This is a genomic window from Chryseobacterium paludis (assembly GCF_025403485.1).
In the GTDB taxonomy this organism is placed as follows: domain Bacteria; phylum Bacteroidota; class Bacteroidia; order Flavobacteriales; family Weeksellaceae; genus Chryseobacterium; species Chryseobacterium paludis.
The window spans coordinates 80,372-99,656 of the sequence record NZ_CP099966.1 but is presented as its reverse complement, the minus strand read 5'-3'; the positions used below and the strand labels follow the sequence as shown (position 1 = coordinate 99,656).

Genomic DNA, 19,285 nt, shown 5'->3' with positions numbered 1-19,285 from the left:
TAAATTTAAATATCAATAAAATTCAAATTTCAAAAACAAAAGGGATATGAGAAATTACTTAATAGAAGATTTACCACATTATTTTGAGGAATATAAAAAGTCTATTAAAAATCCTAAAAAATTCTGGGATAAAATAGCTGATCAAAATTTTGTCTGGTACCAAAGATGGAGCAAAGTGGTTAAGTATGATATGAATGAGGCAAAGATCACTTGGTTTAAGAATGCTAAATTAAATATTACAAAAAACTGTATCGACAGGCACTTGAACGAAAGAGGAGATAAAACTGCGATCATCTGGGAACCTAACGATCCAAAAGAAAAAGCACAGCACATATCTTATAACGAATTATATACCCGTGTCAATAAAACAGCTAATATCCTAAGGGAAATGGGTATTGAGAAAGGAGATCGTGTCTGTATCTATCTTCCGATGATCCCTGAACTAGCAATTACCATGTTAGCGTGTGCAAAATTAGGAGCTGTACATTCTGTTATTTTCGCAGGCTTTTCAGCTAATGCTGTTGCTTCAAGAATAAATGATTGTGGAGCAAAATTGGTGATCACTTCCGATGGAAGCTACAGGGGAAATAAAGTTTTAGACCTAAAAAGCATCGTAGACGAAGCTCTTGAAAAGACTCCAACCATCGAAAATGTATTGGTGGTAAAAAGGACAGATAATGAAATCAAAATGAAAGAAGGCCGAGACCATTGGCTTTCTGAACTCTATGAAACAGCTTCTGCCGATTTCGTCACTGTAATTATGGATGCAGAAGATCCGTTATTTATCCTTTATACTTCCGGATCTACAGGAAAGCCTAAAGGAATGCTTCACACCTGTGCAGGATATATGGTGTACACCGCATATACTTTTAAGAATATTTTCAATTATCAGGAAAATGACATTTACTGGTGTACCGCAGATATTGGCTGGATCACAGGACATTCTTATATTCTTTATGGTCCATTACTGAATGGAGCGACCACCGTTATTTTTGAAGGTATTCCGACTTATCCGGAGCCTGACAGGTTCTGGGAGGTCATTGAAAAACATAAAATCACTCAATTTTATACTGCACCTACTGCCATTCGTTCTTTAGCAAAAGAAAGTGCAGAATGGGTGGATAAACATGATTTAAGTACCCTGAAAGTAATTGGATCTGTTGGAGAACCTATTAATGATGAAGCCTGGCATTGGTTTAACGATCATGTAGGAAGAAAAAAATGTCCTATTGTAGATACCTGGTGGCAAACAGAAACAGGAGGAATTATGATTTCACCGCTTCCGTTTATAACCCCTACCAAACCCACCTACGCTACGCTGCCACTTCCAGGTGTGCAACCTGTTTTAATGGATGACAAGCGTAATGAGATTACCGGAAATCAGGTTACAGGAAATCTTTGTATCCGTTTTCCATGGCCTGGTATTGCCAGAACGATCTGGGGTGATCATCAAAGATATAAGGAAACTTATTTCACCGCTTTTCCCGGGAAATACTTTACCGGTGATGGTGCTTTGAGAGATGAAGTTGGATATTACAGAATCACAGGACGTGTTGATGATGTGATCATTGTTTCCGGACATAATTTAGGAACTGCTCCTATTGAAGACAGCATCAATCAGCATCCTGCAGTCGCAGAATCTGCTATTGTAGGCTACCCCCATGATATCAAAGGGAATGCTTTATACGGCTATGTCGTTTTAAAAGAAACAGGAGAAGGCCGTCAAAGAGAAAACCTTAAAAAGGAAATCAATCAGCTTATTGCCGATCAGATCGGACCTATTGCGAAACTTGATAAGATCCAGTTCGTTTCAGGACTTCCTAAAACACGTTCAGGAAAAATTATGCGTAGAATTCTTAGAAAAATTGCTGAAGGAGATTTTAGCAACTTCGGAGATATCTCAACTTTATTGAATCCTGAAATTGTCGAGGAAATTAAAAACGAAAGACTAGATTAATCTAAACAGACAGGTATAATAAAAAGGCGTAGAAAATTTCTACGCCTTCTTTTATCAATTTACTCTTTTATAATTTTAATAGCTTGTCTTCCGAGATTAGAATGCACATTGAGTAAGTAATTTCCTTTAGGATAATTAAAATCCAAAGAATATTTTTTCATTCCTTTTTCACTGATGTTATCTTTCAGAATATTTGTGATAAATTTTCCAGACCCATCATATAAACCAATAATAACATGGTCCGAGTGTTCAAAATGAATATTTAAATTCAGTTTATCTTTAACAGGATTTGGAGCAATATCAATCTGAAGTTTTCCTTCCGAATGGTCATCTGTACTTTCATGTATTCCAAGATTTCCGGTGGTCATTTTATAAATACTCTTTCCAGCTGCGTAAGCGAGACTGTTACTAACAAAAAAAATCCTGTTCAAAGATCCTCCTACACCCGTGTTGTTCCAGGTAGTACCTCCATCAAAAGTTTCATAGAAGCCTGTGTTATGTCCACCCATCCAACCGTGTGTTGCAGAAGTAAAACCAACAGCTTGCACATAAGTATCTGGAAAATCCTTGGTTTCCCAGGTAAGTCCCCCATCCAATGATTTTAACAATCTACCAATATTCGGGGACTCTGCTTCAATGGAACAAAATATTTTATTATTATCCAGAAGCTGCATTTTCCAAACGTATTCAAACGGAATATTACTGTTATAAATTTTCGTCCAACTTACCCCTCCATTAGTAGTTTTAAGAACTACTGCTCCATCATCATCACTTCCAGCTGCAAAACCAATATTTTCATCGATAAAAGTAATTTCTACTAAGGCCGTAGCATATGCAGACATGTCAATATATTGCCACGTATTCCCACTATCCGTTGATTTTATAATATAAGCTGGATAAAACCAAGCTCCACATCCATAAACAGTAGAAGTTCCTACACAATCCAAACCACAGATCCCCTGAGGATAGGGTGATATATTATTGACTCTTTGCCACGAACTTCCTCCATCTGTAGTTTTATAGAAATTATTGTTCAAAGTTCCTAAAAAGCCAATATTTTCATTTAAAAACTCAATATTTCGATAATACTCATTTGGAGTGGAACTTACAACCTGTTGAGTCCAGGTGCTACCGGCATTGATCGTTTTAAAAACAGCAGCACTTCCTCCACGTGCAGCCCAACCTACATTTTCATCAAGAAAAAAGACGTCATCATATCTTCCAACCCCACTAGCAGGCGGTGGATTAGAAAAAGCGGTCCAATTATATTGCTGCGCATCTAAGAACGAAGACAACAAAGAAAAAGCAAGTAAAATTCTCTTCATAGTTATTTATTTTTACCGCTAATTTGAGCTTTTTAAGACAAGTACACAATAGTCCTGAAAACAATTAATACAGCAACTGATCAAGTGCTAATGTCTCAAAAAATTCAAACATTCGATTGATAGAGATCATCAAACATTTTAACATAAAATTATAGATAAACTACTATATAGTTAATTTTATTACATTTTATTCAAAAAAATTGAAATTTAATTATTACCTTTAAGTAGAAATTTAAAACACACGATCATGACAAAAATATTAGCCGGATTATTTCAATCTCACAGTGATTATAAAAAACTTGAAACAGACCTGGAAAGCTCTGGTTTTGGAAACTCAGATTACATTGTATATCTCGAAGACCATCCTCACGGCTCTCAATATTTAGCAAGTGTCGCCGTAAATGATCTTGATCAGACCGACAATGCACGGAATATATTCAGTCAAAACTCTGTTCTGAAAACATATTTATTTGAAAATATGGGTATCGAACAGGCTGATTACCATAACTTAAAAAAATACATTGACGCTCGAAATAAAGCCGAAATCCACAATAGCCCTGATGTCAAGATCAAAGGTTCAAGCCATGGCATTGACTCCGAGGTAAAATTCTAATAAAACTAAATTCTAATAACCGAAAATCCGTAGAGCTTTCTGCGGATTTTTTGTAATTTGAAAACTGGGAAAATTTTCGTATTTTCGTTTAAATATAGGCATTTACACAAATGAGTTACGACTTAGAACAGGAGAATAAAGAGATACTCGCAAGATATAAAGATCTGATTTCTAATACCTACAGGACTCTTGATGAGGAAAACAACAAGCTCATCCGAAAGGCATTTGATATTGCACTAGATGCACATAAAGATCAAAGAAGAAAATCTGGTGAACCGTACATTTACCATCCTATTGCTGTGGCTAAAATTGTAGCAACAGAGATCGGTTTGGGAGCCACTTCTATTGCATGTGCATTACTACACGATGTTATTGAGGATTCTGATTATACTTTTGAAGATATAAAGAAGATTTTTGGCGAAAAAATAGCCAATATCGTTAATGGATTAACCAAGATATCCATTATGAATCATCAGAATATTTCTGTGCAGTCTGAAAACTACAGAAAGCTTTTACTAACGTTATCTGAGGATTTCAGGGTTATTCTGATCAAAATTGCAGACCGTCTTCACAATATGCGTACCCTGGAGAGTATGGCTCCTGATAAACAAAAGAAAATTGCTTCAGAAACCGTTTATATTTATGCACCACTGGCACATCGTCTCGGGTTATATAACATCAAATCGGAGCTTGAGGATCTTTCTTTGAAGTACAACAATCCAGAAGTTTTCAATGAGATCACGGAAAAATTAGAATTAGCTAAAGAAAATCGTGAAAAATACATTGAGGAATTCAAAAAAGAAGTTTCGGAAAGATTACAGGAGGAAGGATTGAATTTCAGTATAAAGGGTCGGGCAAAAGCAGTCTCTTCTATTTACCGAAAAATGCTTAAACAAGGTGTTTCTTTCGAAGAGGTCTTTGATAATTATGCCATCAGAATTATTTATAGATCTGATGCTAAAAATGAGAAATTTCTAGCCTGGAAGATCTACTCTATTGTAACGGATGTATACCACAGTAATCCATCGAGAATGCGTGACTGGATTACTCAGCCCCGTTCTACAGGGTATGAAAGTTTACACCTTACGGTCCTTGGTCCGGACAAAAAGTGGATCGAGGTACAAATCCGTTCTGAAAGAATGGATGAGATTGCAGAAAAAGGTGTGGCTGCCCACTACAAATATAAGGAAGGCTATAAACAAAGTACAGATGACAGAAATTTTGAAAGATGGGTAACAGAGATCCGGGATGTACTGGAACAACAACAGAATCTCTCCACTTCTGAACTTTTAGATAATATTAAACTTAATTTATATTCGAAAGAGGTTTTTGTATTTACCCCAAAAGGTGAAATTAAAATTCTACCAACAAATGCAACAGCACTGGATTTTGCCTTTTCTGTACACTCCGATTTAGGAATGAAATGTTTAGGGGCAAAAATCAATGGTAAGCTGGTTCCTATTTCTTATGTTCTTCAAAATGGTGATCAGGTTGATATTTTATCTTCTCAAAATCAAAAACCAAAATCCGACTGGCTGGAATTTGTAGTAACATCAAAAGCGAAATCTAAGATCAAAAGTTATCTTAATTCGCAAAAGAACCAATTGGTAGAAGAAGGAAAAGAAATTTTACAAAGAAAACTTCGTCATGCCAAGATCAATTTTAATGATGAGGAGATCAACAAACTTCAAAAGTTTTTTAATTTAAAAACATCTCAGGAGTTATTTTTAAAATTCCAGAGTAATGAATTAGATGTTAGCAGTTTAAGAAAATATATAGAGAGCAAAAACGTTTTCAATAACTTGCTGTCAAGATTTAGAAAATCGCCGCCGAAAAATGTTCATTACGAAGAGCCGAAGGAACAAAACCTTGATATGATCGTCTTTGGTAAAGATGAAGAAAAACTAAACTATACATATGCAAAATGCTGTACTGTAATTCCTGGTGATAAAATTTTCGGATTCATTACGATCTCAGATGGGATAAAAGTACACAGTGATAATTGCCCCAATGCGATTAACCTTAGAGCCCAATATGATTACCGGGTTATTCCAGCCAAATGGGTAAATGCAGAAAGCTTTAAAAACAGAGTGAAAATTGATATTGAAGGTCTAGACAGAATGGGAATGATCAATGATATTACTGCTGTCATCAGCGGAACAATGGGAATGGATATGAAAAGTATGTCTATCGAATCCAATAATGGAGTTTTTATGGGAAATATTACCCTGGAAGTAAAGAATAAGGGACAACTTGAGGAAACCTTTAAAAAGCTTAAAAATATTAACGGAGTTTCGAGAGTGAGACGATTACAATCTTAAACATGAATTTATCAATTTATTTTAAAAAATTTTTCAATAACAGTCAATCGTCAGGAATAATCCTTATTTTTTGTGTTGTCGTGTCTTTACTGATTGCCAATTCAACATTAGCAGGCAGTTTTCAAAACTTATTGGATAAGGAGACAGGCATCGATCTTTTTCATTTAAAATATCCAATCCACATATGGATCAATGATGGCCTTATGGCTATTTTCTTTCTTTTGGTCGGTCTGGAAATAAAAAGAGAATTGGTAGAGGGAGAGCTTTCATCTTTCAAAAATGCATCGCTCCCTATTTTTGCAGCTATAGGCGGAATGCTGGTTCCGGCAACAATTTATACTCTTTTCAATTCAGGTACAGAATACAGCAACGGATGGGGAATTCCAATGGCAACGGATATTGCATTTTCCTTAGCACTTATTTCTATGCTGGGGAGTAAGATCCCTAACTCTATCAAGATCTTTCTTGCTGCCCTTGCTATTGTTGATGACCTGGGCGCTATTTTGGTGATTGCCATTTTTTATACAGACCAGATCCATTGGATATATTTAATTTTATCCTTCGGAATTGTCGCTCTGCTTTTTCTTTTAAACTTTTTAAAGGTTACAAAACTTGTTTTCTACATCGTTCCCGGTTTATTTTTATGGTATTTTTTACATCATTCCGGAATCCATGCTACCATTGCCGGGGTATTATTAGCATTATCAATTCCTACGAATGCGTCCAATGTTAAAATATCTCCTTTAGAAAAACTAGAGCATACATTACATCTCCCTGTAAGTTTTATTATCATGCCTATATTTGCTTTAACCAATACCAATATTACATTTCACAATGGAATGGTTGAAGGTCTGGTAAGTACATTAGGACTGGGAATTATAGGTGGTTTGGTTATAGGAAAATTAATTGGTATTAATTTATTCTCATTTATTGCTATCAAACTTAAATTAAGTTCACTCCCACATAACAGTTCATGGGCACATATGCTGGGGGTTGGCTTACTGGCAGGAATTGGTTTCACGATGTCTATTTTCATAGCTCTGCTTTCATTCAAAAATGAAATTGAGATTCAGGATGAGGCAAAATTTGCTATTCTAATCGCATCATTCTTATCTGCCGTTTTAGGAGTTACCATACTAAGTATGAGTTCTAAAAGAAACAGATTCATTAACGAAGATAATGAAGAATAATATTGAAATATAAAAGAGAGCTATTGGGCTCTCTTTTTGTTTTTATGGACAAACATAAGTTATCAGTCTACAAAGTCCGTTACAACAATACGTATTGGTTCCTGGACAACCACCATCGTCTGTTCTGCAAGCTATTCCTCCTTTTACGATTTTCAGCTCATCTCTCGTTAATTTTTTAATGTTTTTCATAATAAATAGATTTAGTTTATATGAGAATATCAGATTCCCTATTGATAACTAAATTAATACAATTCTATTAACAAAAAAAATTATTCAACAGTTTTTGAATAATTAACGTTAAATATTATGAGATGCTTATGAATTTAATCAAAATCTTTTTTATTATTCTCATCCTTTGTAGGATAGCCTGTTAGCATATCTTTGTGAAGTTCATCTGACAGTAATTTTTCTATTCTAAGCTTTCTGATAGCCATATTAAGCTCATTGCCAAATAAAAGAAGATAGACATTTACATTTACCCAAACCATTAAAAGGATCATACTTCCAATAGAGCCGTACAAAACGTTGTATCTCGCAATATCTTTTACATAAATAGCAAAAATATAGGTAGTAAGAACAAAAAGAACTGTCGTTAAAATAGCCCCTGGAACCGCTTGTCTGAATCTGGCGATTTTCACAGTTCCCAACCAGTAAAACATAGCAAGTAAAATAAAGTAAAAAAGAGGAAAAGATACAAATCCTATAATTTTGGATAGGTTTTTCACTAACCATGAAACGTTATGTGTAGGTGTAAATAATTTAAGCACGACTTCTACATAATAGACTCCAAAAAGAGCTAAGAATACGATGGTTATAAAACCAATTGTAATAAAAAAAGAAAGTATAAATTCTTTTACATCAGTGAGTTTTTCATCTGAATTTTCATTAAATCCATTGATCAGCGAGAAAGTTCCATTTGTTGCAAAAACCAATGCCAGAACGATCGTTAAATTACTGATCCCCCTCATATTGGGAATAATACTTTTTTCAATATATCCCCGCACATCCGTTTCCATATTTGATGGAAAAACATTGTGGATTAAAACTTCAAAAATATAAAAATGCAGTTTATCATAATGAGGCATATAAGGTAAAACAGATAACAAAAAGAGGAGAAACGGGAACAGACTTATTGTAAAGCTCCATGAAATAGCTGCGGCCTTTCTTCCTATTTTATCTTTAAATATACCTGAAATATAAATTTGAAACATCTGCCAAAGTGATATTCCCAGTACAGGAATATGTATATCGTCTAAGAATTCTTGAATTTTCAAGATAAAATTAGGAACTTTTATACCCATAATTATTTTAGAATATTATCTATTTTATCAAAATTTCTATTGACAAATTTTGGAGAATTAAACCTTAATCCTATTCCAGCCCTAAACTGCCACTGGGTAGAAGAATAGAAATTCTCATTTGAACTATTTACCCAGTTTAACTGGGTACCTGCTCCTATAAACCATTTTCCATTATCATAGCCAACTCTGACATTAGAATTGACTCCTATATTGAATTCATGAAAAGCTTCATCGAGTAATTTTGAATAATAAAGTTGAGGATAAAATTCAACCACAGCGTACCAGTTATTATTAATTACCCTTTGGATACCTGCTCCCGTCCTTAATGCTAACCTAAGGTCTTTAGTAGCAGAACTTCCCTCTCCACCATCTAAAACTTCCCCCAGATATATCGCTCTATCCGAATCACTCAATATATTATACTGATAAAACAAGCCTGTAATAATAACAAAATCATTTTTCAAAGGCTGATACGTCATATTTGTATAACTTCTGTAGTTTTCCTTATTTCCAAGCCATAGGTAACTTGTTTCTCCTTTAAAAGAGCGGTATTTTGCATCGGGAAATTGAAAATATGCGTCACTTATATTTAAATTCAGCCCCTCCATTAGCATGGTCATATATCTTTTTGTATCCTCAAAATATAATCCTTTGATCTGGTTATATCCTACCATTTGTCTAAGCTTTGGGGTCAGGAAAAAGGCAAAACCAACACTAAAATATTTGGTCTTCCCCTTAATATCATCGTCATTATTTATTTTAATTAATTTAGGTGTAAAAGAAATACTCGTATCCAGCCATCTGTATCTTACAAAAAATTCGGTATAAAAAGAATCGTTAGGCTTCAGCCTGAAGGTTTCCTTTTGAAAACGAACCCCAAAAGAATTATTAACATAACTTACCCCTGCGACTATTGAAATTTTATTTTTATCCTCATCAATTTTTTTTTCATCATCACCTGTAACCTCCTGGCTAAAAGAAGTTAAGGGGAAATATAAAAATATACAGGAGATTAATCTCAATGTCATCACGTGCTGTTGGTTACGTAAAAATACAGTTTTTTTTAAACTTAGAATACATTTAGGTACGTTGCTTTTGGATCATAATGAACAAAAAGCATTAAAAAAATAAGAAATAATTCCTTAAATTATGAATATCTTTGCCCTCATTAAAATTGATTACATCCCATGCGAATCAACTTACTCTGTATTGGAAAAACAGATGATAAAGAAATTACTTCTTTGATCTGCTATTATCTCACCCGCCTTCCTAAGCATTGGAATTTTGAAATAGTAGAAATCCCTGATATTAAAAATGCAAAAAACCTTTCTTCGGATCTTTTAAAAAAAGAAGAAGCCAAACTTTTTATGAATCAAATCGATAAAAATGATCTGGTCGTAATTTTAGATGAGAAAGGAAAACAATTTACAAGTAGAGAGTTTGCTCAAAAAATAGATGTATGGATGAATTCATCAGTCAAGAAAATTAATATTCTGATTGGGGGTGCCTATGGTTTTTCAGAAGAAATATATAATAGAGCCAATGAAAAAATGTCATTATCTAAAATGACATTTACCCATCAGATGATCCGTTTATTTATTGTGGAACAGCTGTATCGTGCTGATCAGATCTTACAGGGAAAACCTTATCACAATGATTAATTCTGTTTTATAACACATTTAGCAAAATGTGGAGCTAGAAGAGCCTTTTCATAACCCACAGCTACAGCTTTCTCCAGATTAGTGCATGCTTCCTTAGGTTTTTGAGTATCGAATAGGATTAAAGCTTTTGTTACGTATGACTGAGCAAATTTAGGATCAATAGAAATGGCTTTATTAATATCTGCCAAAGCTTCTTTTGATTTTTTCATTTTTAAATACAGATCTGCACGCCCATTGTAAAGTAACGACTCAGGTTTTTCAGAGATAAGCTGATTATAATCTTTCAAGGCACCCTCAAGATCACCATTATTCTTTTTCAGATTGGCTAAACCTGTTCTTGCAAAGATATTCTCTGGTGCGAAGGCAAGGATCTGATTTAAATCTTTAATAGCTAAGTCTTTTTTTCCTTGGCTATCATAAATTTTAGATCTCGTTAGGTACATATCTACATTTTCAGGATCAATCTGCAATCCTTTGTCAATATAGTCCAAAGCTTTTTCTTTGGTTCCTTTCTGGCTGTTTAATGAAGCTAAATTAGCATATACTGATGCAGACAGTGGATTTGCTCTTAAGGCAGATTCGTAGGATTTAAAGGCTTGAGGCGTTTTACCTAGTCTTCTTTGTGCCGTCCCTAAATTGTTATAGTACTCAGATCGATATTTCTGAATCTGTTCTTTTTCAGCCAGTTTAGAATATTGCTCTTCAGCACATTTATAATCCGCTTTTTTAAAGCATTCTTCAGCTGTTTTTGAGTCCTGGGAATAAAGATTAGCAGATGTTATCGCTAATGTTAGAAGGAATAAAAATTTTTTCATGTGGTTATAGTTTGTTTATTGATCACTTTTTTTGCGAGTGCACCAAATATCACTCCCAATAAAAGTCCAACAAACGCCCCCACCAAAATATCTATCGGAAAATGCACTCCTAAATATATACGGCTGTAAGAAACTACTGCAGCCCATACAAATATAGCATAAGGAAACCAATTGAGTTTCTTTTTTAATAAAACACTTAAATAAGTTGCCAAAAAGAAAGTATTTGAAGCATGGGCAGAATAGAATCCAAACTGTCCACCACATTTTACAATCCTCATGTAATGCTCCAAGCTAGGATCATGGCATGGCCTTAATCGCTCTACTCCGTGTTTGAATATACTTGCAACCTGATCAGAAACCGTAGTTCCTATCAGTACAAATAAAAGAATATAAACTAAAGATTTTAGTTTGTAGTTTTTATATAGAAAATAAAGAAATATAATATAAAGCGGAACCCATATCCAGGTACTGGAAATCAGCATCCAAAACTGATCAAAAGAAGAGTCGCCCAAATTATTGAGAAACAAAAAGACCTTCTTATCCTCTTGAATAATTTCTTCCATCGATTATCTGCTTACAGGTCCTTCATAAGTTTCATCTTCAGAAGGCTTTGGCTTTTCAGGTTCAGAAGAAGAAGGTTCCGTAAGAATATCTTTTTCGATATTCTTCATCGGATTGAAATCTTTTGCAGCATCTTTTACTTTTTCGATCTCACGCTTGATTTCAGAAACAGGGTTATCTGTTTCTTTCATGATCTCAGTTTTAATGTCTTCCACCGCCCCACGCATCTTTCTTACGCCTGCTCCTAAGTCACGCGCTATTTGAGGAAGTTTATCCGGTCCGAATAATACAACGATTGCAACTGCAATCAATGCCATTTCTCCAATGCTTAATTCCATGGTGTAAAATTACAAAAGATTATACATATATAATGTAGAATCCAAAATTTTAAACAAATTTTAAGAATATTTATTTCAGGGCTTTATAATATTTTATTTGAGGATAACAATAGTTTAACATTAAATACATTTAAAATTAATTAATAATTAATTCTCTATATAAAGAATTATATGGTTTTTTTTATTAGATTTATTCCACACAACTACAAATATTAAACTATGAAAAAATTAGTAACTACTTTTAAACTTTTTGCGCTGGCAATGGTATTATCTTTAACCAGCTGTCAAAATGAAAGCACTGAGGTACTTCAGGACAATGCGACAAAAAAGGAATCCATTTCTGATTTAAAAAAGGAACTGAGCCCTGCCCAAACACTTTCCAACAATGTTCAAATACAATTGGAAGAATCTAAAAAGAATCTTGAGCAATATTTGAAAAATGATCTTCAAATTACAGGTATTAATGTTCTGGGGACACTTTCTACTGAAAGAGGCATTGCAATTTCCCAGAATTTAATTTCGAGTAAAGACACCTATGTTGCATTTGGCAACATCACTGATCCTAACTCAGTAAAAGTGGGAAAAATAGGAAGTTTTAATTCTGGTGAAGAATTATCTGCAGCTCAAAAAGGGCTTACCGATGTCATTGCACAAGAAGTAAAAATGAACACTGATGTTCTTGAAATCACATGGAATCATAAAGGAGAACAGTTTACCTCGTTATGTTTTTATAATAAAGATGGAATTATCTGGGATAATGTTCTTGGTGGATTGGTAATGATGGATAGAGGCAGTAATGTTGAGACTTCTACTGATACTCAGGCCAAGGTCGTTTCTAAATGGTTTAAAGAATGGTGGACTGCAAAATGGTTGTGGGGATCAAAGAGAGGTGAAGCCGGATATAAAATAACCATTTATTATAACGGTTCTACGGTTTCAAACACTGATGTGAGCGATTGGGGTAATATCAGCTTAGGGAAAGCCAAAAGTGAAAGTAAAGTAATTAAGAGGACAGGTGCTTACGGACAATGCAGATATGCACTTGGTCTGTGTACTCCGACAGGTTCTTTAAGCTTTAATTCAAGCAACTTTTCAGTATCATTCTCAGGATTGGGAAGCAATATTGTAAGTAATGGTACTAAATCACTTTATCCATAATACATTATTTTAACTATATTATATTCAACTGAAAGCGGGGAATCACATTTGATTCCCCGCTTTTTTATATTTCAAAATGTATTATTTTTTTATGTCTTTACTTTTTTGAGATCCATAATATGTAATAACAACACTCACTGCCATTAAGATAAAAGCCAAGAAGAAAGGAGCTCCTGAAAATTTAAATGGCGCTTCATCGTGTGTAAAATAGTAGAATAAATTCGTCATCATAGGAGGTCCAATAATCGCTGTTGCGCTCATTAAACTCGTCAATGCTCCCTGAAGTTCACCCTGTTCATTGGAAGGAACACTTTTTGTAATGACCGATTGAAGTGCAGGCCCACAAATTCCACCTAAACAATAAGGAATCAGAAAAGCAAACATCATCCATCCTTCTGTAGCAAAAGCAAACAGCAACATCCCAATTGCATATAAAGCCAGTCCATAATAAATACTCTTCTGCTCACCCAACCTCGGTGTTGTCCAACGTATCAGACCACCTTGTACTAGTCCTACTAAAAGACCTACGGCACCAAGGGACAACCCTACCATTCTTTCTGTCCAGTTAAACTTATACATCGTATAAAAACTCCAGTTACTCTGCACAGCATGACCGGCAATATAGATTAAAATAAGTGCCACTATTAATCCTGAAATTTCTGGATGCTTTCCCAAAAATTTAAATGATCCTACAGGGTTAGCACGTTTCCAACTAAATTCACGACGCTTGTCTTTATCCAAACTTTCAGGTAAAATAAAATATCCATAAAGAAAGTTTAATAAACATAAACCAGCCGCAGCATAGAATGGGACTCTTGCACCATAATGACCTAAGACTCCACCTAAAACCGGACCTATAATGAATCCCAGGCCAAAAGCAGCTCCTATCAATCCAAAGTTTTTAGCTCTGTCGCTATCTGTAGAAATATCAGCAATATAGGCACTGGCAGTGGTAATACTGGCTCCTGTAACTCCGGCAATAATTCTTCCTAAAAAAAGCCACCATATACTTGGAGCTAATGCGAGGAAAATGTAATCTATTGAAAATCCAAAAAGTGAAATCAGAATAATAGGTCTTCGTCCATATTTATCACTGAGGTTTCCAACAACTGGTGAAAATATGAACTGGGTGAATGCATAAGCAAAACCAAGCCACCCACCATATTTCGCTGCCTCACTAATATCTGCATGAATAAGTTCTTCAATTAATTTAGGAACAACAGGGATAATGATACCCCATCCAGTGATATCAATTAATAGTGTTATAAAAATAAAGCTCATGGCAGCTTTTTTCCTTGAATTTTCCATAATTCTGCAAAAATAACGAAATATAGAGAACTAATGATTCTAAATTATGAATAATTAATATGGATAGTGAATTGTCTACTATTCAGTTCCGGATTCCGGGTTTCAAGTTTTTCGGAATATTGTATCAACTACTTCTTCTTCCCAGAAACACTATTTTCATTTATTTTCCTACCATTGAACTTGAAACCCGAAGCTTATAAATAAAAAAGAGCCTTTCGCTTGAAAGGCTCTTTTTTATTTATTGTAGTATAATTATTTTGAAGCAAGTACTTCTTTGCTCGAAGTAGTTTTTCCGTGTACCTCTTCTTCTTTTCCTGATTTCAGGAAATCATATGCAATAGCCGAAGCAATGAATATGGATGAATATGTACCGAAACCAATACCAATTAACATCGCAAACATAAATCCTCTAAGGTTATCTCCACCGAAAATAAAGATCGCCAAAATAACAAGGATTGTTGTAAATGAAGTGTTGAATGTTCTACCTAGCGTACTAGAAATTGAATCATCAAATAATCCTGCCAATGTTAAAGATTTCTTCTCTCTTAAATACTCTCTAATTCTGTCAAAGATAATAACGGTATCATTGATAGAGTATCCAAGTACTGTTAAGATCGCAGCAATGAAATCCTGGTTGATCTCCATGTTGAAAGGCATGTATTTGTGAAGCAACGAATAGGTTCCTAAAATAATAACTGCATCATGGAATAACGCCGCAACAGCACCAAGAGAGAATTGCCATTTTCTAAATCTCACCAAGATATAAAGGAAGATACCTCCTAAAGCAGCTACAACTGCAAGAATACCGTGAGTTTTGATATCATCAGCAACAGTAGGTCCTACTTTCTCAGAAGAGATAATTCCCGCATGTTCTTTATCTGCAGATTTGAAATCATGCAATGAAATATTAGCTGGCAGACTTGTTTTTAAACCTTCATATAGCTTCTGTTCAACAGTTTGGTCAGCTTTCAGAGATTCATCGTCAATAAGATAATCCGTAGAAATCTTTAATTGATTGGCATTTCCAAAAGTTTTAGCTTCAACAGATGAATTTTTACCATCTTCAGTTTTGAATATTTTTACTAAATTCTGTTCAATATCTTCTGCATTTACATCCTTATCAAATCTTACAACGTAGTTTCTACCACCGGTAAAGTCAATTCCATATTTAAATCCGTGGATAAAAATAGATCCGATACTGATTACTGTTAATACTAAAGAGATAATATAAGCATATTTTCTTTTTCCAATAAAGTCGATCCAGGTATTTCTGAATAAGTTCTTCGTAGGAGGAGTCCAAACAGAAAGTTGTTTTCCTTTATTCAATCTAGCAAAGATCATCGTTCTTGAAATCAATACCGAAGTAAAGAAAGTCATTAGTATACCAATACCCAGCGTTAAAGCAAATCCTTTAATAGGTCCTGTTCCGAAAAGGAAAAGTACTCCCGCTGTTAATAACGTCGTTAAGTGACCATCAACAATAGCGCTTAAAGCGTGCTTGAAACCATCTTTATATGCTTCTAAAATATTTTTGCCGGCAAATAATTCTTCCTTGGTCCTTTCATAGATAATTACGTTCGTATCCACGGCCATGGCCATTGTAAGAACAATACCAGCAATACCAGGAAGTGTAAGGGTAGCATCAACGGAATCCATAATTCCGAAAATGTAGAATAAGTTGATGATCATAGCAATTACAGCGTACACCCCTGCACCACCATAATAGAAAATGATATAAACGATAATCACTAAAAATGCGATAGCAAAAGAGATCATCCCTGCATCAATAGATTCTTGTCCTAATGAAGGTCCTACCTGTGTAGCCTGAACTACTTTAGCTCCAGCCGGTAATTTACCTGCTCCTAGAACGTCAACCAATTCTTTAGCCTCATCCTGAGAGAAGTTACCAGAGATTTGAGTTCTACCGTTAGGAATAGCGTTTACTACATTTGGTGCAGTATACACTCTGTTATCAAGAGTTACGGCAACTGGTTTGTTAACGTTCTTCTCTGTTAATGTTTTCCATTCTTTAGCTCCTTTAGAATCCATCTGCATATCAACCACTACTCTTCCCAGCTCATCATAGCTGATGCTAGCTGTTTCAACAGCACCGTCTACTGGTGCTTTTTGGTTGATGTTACCTCTGATCGCATATAATACTAAACTTTCAGGATCAGTAGCTTCAGGTTTGTAACCCCACATGAATTGGGTATATTTAATATTAGAAGGACGTAAAGACTGTCCTACTTTGCTATTTAAAATATTGTTAACTACAGCAGTATCAGATAACTTTATGCTAGCAACACCATTTGTTCTTAGCTTATCTAAATGTAAAAGATTCATGAAATTTACATTCTTCGCAACTCCCATAGAATCCCCTTTAATAGGTATCATCGTAGTTAAAGTCTGGAAATAAGGTCCGATTTCAGGAACCTGCTGAACTTCCCAGAACTGAAGTTTTGCTGAAGTCTGAAGCATTTTCTTTACCTTGTCGATATCCTTCATACCTGGCATTTCAACAGAAATTCTTGCTGTTCCAGGTACTCTCTGAACATTTGGCTGCACAGCCCCCATTTTGTCAATTCTCGTTCTGATTACCTCAAAAGCAGTACCTACAGAAGCATCAATTCTTCTTTTGATAATACTTTTTACCTGCTCATCAGTAGTATTGTACTTAATCTCAGTAAGATTAGTGTTTCCGAATAATTCCGGATCTGCAAGTTTAAGATTCGTCCCTTTTGCTTTGTTTAATGCTTCAAATTGATCGAAGAAGTTGTCAACATAAGCCTTTGTAGAATTCTTCTGAACTTCGTCAGTTTTGTTTAAAGCTTCGATAAGAACAGGATTAGAAGAATAATTTGTTAAATCATTCACTAAATCTCTTTGGTTGATCTCCAGAAGAACGTTGATCCCTCCTTTCAAGTCAAGACCAAGTTTCATTTCTTTGTCTTTTGCTTTAGAATAGTAAAGCTTTGTATAACCAAGATTTAGAGTATCTTCTTTTAATCGCTTGATCTCTTTCTCGTTTCCGTTCGCAGCTTCAATCTGCGATTCAATTTTGCTGGCGTACCAGGTTGGTATAAGCTCATTTAAGCAAATCAACCCCAGTACAATAGCAACAATTGTAATAAGTCCTTTTCCTTGCATTTTGTTATAACTACGTTAAATTAAGTCGGCAAATATAATGATTTTCTTTATATTTTATGAACTTTCAACAACAGAAATGGTTTATTTTCAGATATATCGACAACGCGACTTCTATTTAAGATTCATCAATTTTGCGGCAATAAATTATTAAATTTTCAAATTTTGATTAATAGCTGTTTTTCATTAACTTCACAAGACACTAAATATCAAAATATTATGAAAAATTTACTTTTTACTGTAACTATTTTTTCTTCCTTATTCCTTAATTCACAATCTATTAATCTGGAAGAATTTGCAACGGGACTTACCAGTCCTGTCGAAATCACAAATGCCAATGACACCCGGTTATTTGTCGTACAACAGAATGGGATCATAAAAATTATCCAGCCTACAGGATCTATCAATACGATTAATTTTTTAAACATAAGTACTAAGGTTCTTTATGGTGGAGAAAGAGGACTTTTAGGATTAGCTTTCCATCCTCAATACTCTACAAATGGGTATTTCTTTGTGTACTATAACAATATTACAACAGGTAACATTACTGTAGCACGATATACTGTAAGCAGCACGGATCCTAATGTTGCTGATCCCAATTCAGAGAAAATATTATTAAGTATTCCAAAGCCCTTTTCTAATCATAATGGCGGAAGCATTCATTTTGCTCCTGACGGAAATTTATGGATTGTAACCGGAGATGGCGGTAGCGCAGGGGATCCCAATAACAATGCACAAAATAAAAACTCTCTTCTTGGAAAAATGCTGCGTATTGATGTAAATTCCACCAATGCTTATAATATTCCAGCAGGCAATCCTTTTGTAGGTGTTGATGGAGCAGACGAAATATGGTCTTACGGTCTTCGAAATGCGTGGAAATTTTCTTTTGATCTTACAACAGGAAATGCCATGATCGCTGATGTCGGCCAAGGTCAGATCGAAGAAATCAACAGAAATCCTATTTCTCAGGCAGGGATCAATTACGGATGGAGATGCTACGAAGGAAATACAGCCTATAACGCCAACGGTTGTGCAAGTGCTTCCACAATGACATTCCCTATCGCAGTTTATGATCATTCTGGCGGAAAATGTTCCATAACCGGAGGCTATGTTTACAGAGGAAGCCTTTATCCTACTTTGGTAGGCAAATATTTTTTTGCGGATTACTGTTCTGATCAGATTGGTATACTAAGTTCAGATAACTCTATTACTTGGACAACTCCATATTCTGGTAGTGGATTCGCAAGTTTCGGACAAGATAGCCAGAAGGGATTATATGTGGCTGCTGTTAACAGTGGGAAAATTTATAAAATTACCAGCACAACTCTTTCTACACAGGAAAACAATAATATAAGTGAGATTAAAGTGTATCCAAATCCAGCTTCTAAAAGAGTATTTATTGAAGGATTAAAAGACACAAAAGTATTTGTAGAAATTATAAGTTCAGAAGGAAGAAAGGTTCTAGATCAAATAAAAATTAATAAAGATAACAGTATTGATATTTCAGGTATTCCAGCAGGAGTATACTATATCAACCTTAAATCAGGAGAATTAAAAGCTTATAGTCAAAAGCTGATCATTCAATAAAAGTAA

At 34.7% G+C, this 19,285-nt stretch carries 15 protein-coding genes and 1 pseudogene; 7 read left to right on the top strand and 9 right to left on the bottom strand.

Annotation, left to right across the window (positions count from 1 at the left end):
• Positions 1-40 precede the first annotated feature (40 nt).
• A pseudogene (gene acs, locus NG806_RS00420) lies at positions 41-1,957 on the top strand (acetate--CoA ligase); the annotation flags it as partial.
• A 59-nt stretch (positions 1,958-2,016) separates the two neighbouring features.
• Here acs and NG806_RS00415 read toward each other — a convergent pair.
• Positions 2,017-3,282: a T9SS type A sorting domain-containing protein gene (locus NG806_RS00415; RefSeq protein ID WP_261511506.1), complete on the bottom strand. Its 1,266-nt coding sequence runs from the start codon at positions 3,280-3,282 to the stop codon at positions 2,017-2,019.
• 247 nt (positions 3,283-3,529) lie between these two features.
• Between NG806_RS00415 and NG806_RS00410 the strand changes: the two genes are divergently transcribed.
• The 3 genes from NG806_RS00410 (at position 3,530) to nhaA (ending at position 7,406) form a co-directional block, all read left to right on the top strand.
• Positions 3,530-3,895, top strand: coding sequence for a hypothetical protein (locus tag NG806_RS00410; RefSeq protein WP_214833323.1), 366 nt, complete (start codon positions 3,530-3,532; stop codon positions 3,893-3,895).
• A 110-nt stretch (positions 3,896-4,005) separates the two neighbouring features.
• The gene (locus tag NG806_RS00405; RefSeq protein WP_214833325.1) at positions 4,006-6,216 is read left to right on the top strand and encodes a RelA/SpoT family protein; all 2,211 of its coding nucleotides are present in this window, start codon (positions 4,006-4,008) and stop codon (positions 6,214-6,216) included.
• A gap of 2 nt (positions 6,217-6,218) precedes the next feature.
• Entirely contained in the window at positions 6,219-7,406 is a 1,188-nt protein-coding gene (gene nhaA, locus NG806_RS00400; protein ID WP_214833327.1) for a Na+/H+ antiporter NhaA, read from the top strand.
• Positions 7,407-7,448: 42 nt separating this feature from the next.
• Here nhaA and NG806_RS00395 read toward each other — a convergent pair whose 3' ends face one another.
• The 3 genes from NG806_RS00395 to NG806_RS00385 all read right to left on the bottom strand — a co-directional run bounded on the left by NG806_RS00395 (position 7,449) and on the right by NG806_RS00385 (position 9,735).
• On the bottom strand, positions 7,449-7,595 hold the full coding sequence (locus NG806_RS00395; RefSeq protein WP_214833329.1) for a bacteriocin-like protein: 147 nt from the start codon (positions 7,593-7,595) through the stop codon (positions 7,449-7,451).
• A gap of 134 nt (positions 7,596-7,729) precedes the next feature.
• Positions 7,730-8,707, bottom strand: a complete 978-nt coding sequence (locus NG806_RS00390) for a YihY/virulence factor BrkB family protein (protein WP_214833331.1) — start codon at positions 8,705-8,707, stop codon at positions 7,730-7,732.
• A gap of 2 nt (positions 8,708-8,709) precedes the next feature.
• Positions 8,710-9,735, bottom strand: a complete 1,026-nt coding sequence (locus NG806_RS00385; RefSeq protein ID WP_214833333.1) for a DUF4421 family protein — start codon at positions 9,733-9,735, stop codon at positions 8,710-8,712.
• A gap of 159 nt (positions 9,736-9,894) precedes the next feature.
• On the opposite strand from NG806_RS00385, the gene NG806_RS00380 reads away from it, so the two are divergent.
• Entirely contained in the window at positions 9,895-10,368 is a 474-nt protein-coding gene (locus NG806_RS00380) for a 23S rRNA (pseudouridine(1915)-N(3))-methyltransferase RlmH (protein ID WP_261511505.1), read from the top strand.
• Here NG806_RS00380 and NG806_RS00375 read toward each other — a convergent pair.
• Genes NG806_RS00375 through NG806_RS00365 form a run of 3 tightly spaced genes read right to left on the bottom strand, consistent with a single transcriptional unit; the run spans position 10,365 to position 12,082 of the window.
• A complete protein-coding gene (locus NG806_RS00375) occupies positions 10,365-11,183 on the bottom strand; it encodes a tetratricopeptide repeat protein (RefSeq protein ID WP_261511504.1) in 819 nt (272 codons plus the stop codon). The genes NG806_RS00380 and NG806_RS00375 overlap by 4 nt on opposite strands.
• Positions 11,180-11,746, bottom strand: a complete 567-nt coding sequence (locus tag NG806_RS00370; RefSeq protein ID WP_214833340.1) for a phosphatase PAP2 family protein — start codon at positions 11,744-11,746, stop codon at positions 11,180-11,182. Before NG806_RS00370 ends, NG806_RS00375 begins: the two co-directional genes overlap by 4 nt.
• Before the next feature lie 3 nt (positions 11,747-11,749).
• Entirely contained in the window at positions 11,750-12,082 is a 333-nt protein-coding gene (locus tag NG806_RS00365; RefSeq protein WP_214833341.1) for a Sec-independent protein translocase subunit TatA/TatB, read from the bottom strand.
• Positions 12,083-12,301: 219 nt separating this feature from the next.
• Here NG806_RS00365 and NG806_RS00360 point away from each other — a divergent pair, with 219 nt between their 5' ends.
• Positions 12,302-13,240 carry a hypothetical protein gene (locus NG806_RS00360; RefSeq protein WP_261511503.1) on the top strand — a complete coding sequence of 313 codons (939 nt, stop codon included), beginning with the start codon at positions 12,302-12,304 and terminating at the stop codon, positions 13,238-13,240.
• Between the two features lie 81 nt (positions 13,241-13,321).
• Here NG806_RS00360 and NG806_RS00355 read toward each other — a convergent pair whose 3' ends face one another.
• Both NG806_RS00355 and secD read right to left on the bottom strand, forming a co-directional pair.
• Positions 13,322-14,548, bottom strand: a complete 1,227-nt coding sequence (locus NG806_RS00355) for a TCR/Tet family MFS transporter (RefSeq protein WP_214833345.1) — start codon at positions 14,546-14,548, stop codon at positions 13,322-13,324.
• 252 nt (positions 14,549-14,800) lie between these two features.
• Entirely contained in the window at positions 14,801-17,695 is a 2,895-nt protein-coding gene (gene secD, locus NG806_RS00350) for a protein translocase subunit SecD (RefSeq protein ID WP_261511502.1), read from the bottom strand.
• Positions 17,696-17,911: 216 nt separating this feature from the next.
• Between secD and NG806_RS00345 the strand changes: the two genes are divergently transcribed.
• Positions 17,912-19,279, top strand: coding sequence for a PQQ-dependent sugar dehydrogenase (locus NG806_RS00345; protein ID WP_261511501.1), 1,368 nt, complete (start codon positions 17,912-17,914; stop codon positions 19,277-19,279).
• The last annotated feature ends 6 nt before the right edge of the window (positions 19,280-19,285 follow it).

Excerpts from the sequence above, each read along its gene's own strand:
- NG806_RS00410 (WP_214833323.1), top strand. The coding sequence starts at position 3,530 with ATGACAAAAATATTAGCCGGATTATTTCAATCTCACAGTGATTATAAA.
- NG806_RS00365 (WP_214833341.1), bottom strand. The coding sequence starts at position 12,082 with ATGGAATTAAGCATTGGAGAAATGGCATTGATTGCAGTTGCAATCGTT.
- NG806_RS00390 (WP_214833331.1), bottom strand. The coding sequence starts at position 8,707 with ATGGGTATAAAAGTTCCTAATTTTATCTTGAAAATTCAAGAATTCTTA.
- NG806_RS00380 (WP_261511505.1), top strand. The coding sequence starts at position 9,895 with ATGCGAATCAACTTACTCTGTATTGGAAAAACAGATGATAAAGAAATT.
- nhaA (WP_214833327.1), top strand. The coding sequence starts at position 6,219 with ATGAATTTATCAATTTATTTTAAAAAATTTTTCAATAACAGTCAATCG.
- NG806_RS00345 (WP_261511501.1), top strand. The coding sequence starts at position 17,912 with ATGAAAAATTTACTTTTTACTGTAACTATTTTTTCTTCCTTATTCCTT.
- NG806_RS00375 (WP_261511504.1), bottom strand. The coding sequence starts at position 11,183 with ATGAAAAAATTTTTATTCCTTCTAACATTAGCGATAACATCTGCTAAT.
- NG806_RS00385 (WP_214833333.1), bottom strand. The coding sequence starts at position 9,735 with ATGACATTGAGATTAATCTCCTGTATATTTTTATATTTCCCCTTAACT.
- NG806_RS00370 (WP_214833340.1), bottom strand. The coding sequence starts at position 11,746 with ATGGAAGAAATTATTCAAGAGGATAAGAAGGTCTTTTTGTTTCTCAAT.
- NG806_RS00360 (WP_261511503.1), top strand. The coding sequence starts at position 12,302 with ATGAAAAAATTAGTAACTACTTTTAAACTTTTTGCGCTGGCAATGGTA.
- NG806_RS00415 (WP_261511506.1), bottom strand. The coding sequence starts at position 3,282 with ATGAAGAGAATTTTACTTGCTTTTTCTTTGTTGTCTTCGTTCTTAGAT.
- secD (WP_261511502.1), bottom strand. The coding sequence starts at position 17,695 with ATGCAAGGAAAAGGACTTATTACAATTGTTGCTATTGTACTGGGGTTG.
- NG806_RS00355 (WP_214833345.1), bottom strand. The coding sequence starts at position 14,548 with ATGGAAAATTCAAGGAAAAAAGCTGCCATGAGCTTTATTTTTATAACA.
- NG806_RS00395 (WP_214833329.1), bottom strand. The coding sequence starts at position 7,595 with ATGAAAAACATTAAAAAATTAACGAGAGATGAGCTGAAAATCGTAAAA.
- NG806_RS00405 (WP_214833325.1), top strand. The coding sequence starts at position 4,006 with ATGAGTTACGACTTAGAACAGGAGAATAAAGAGATACTCGCAAGATAT.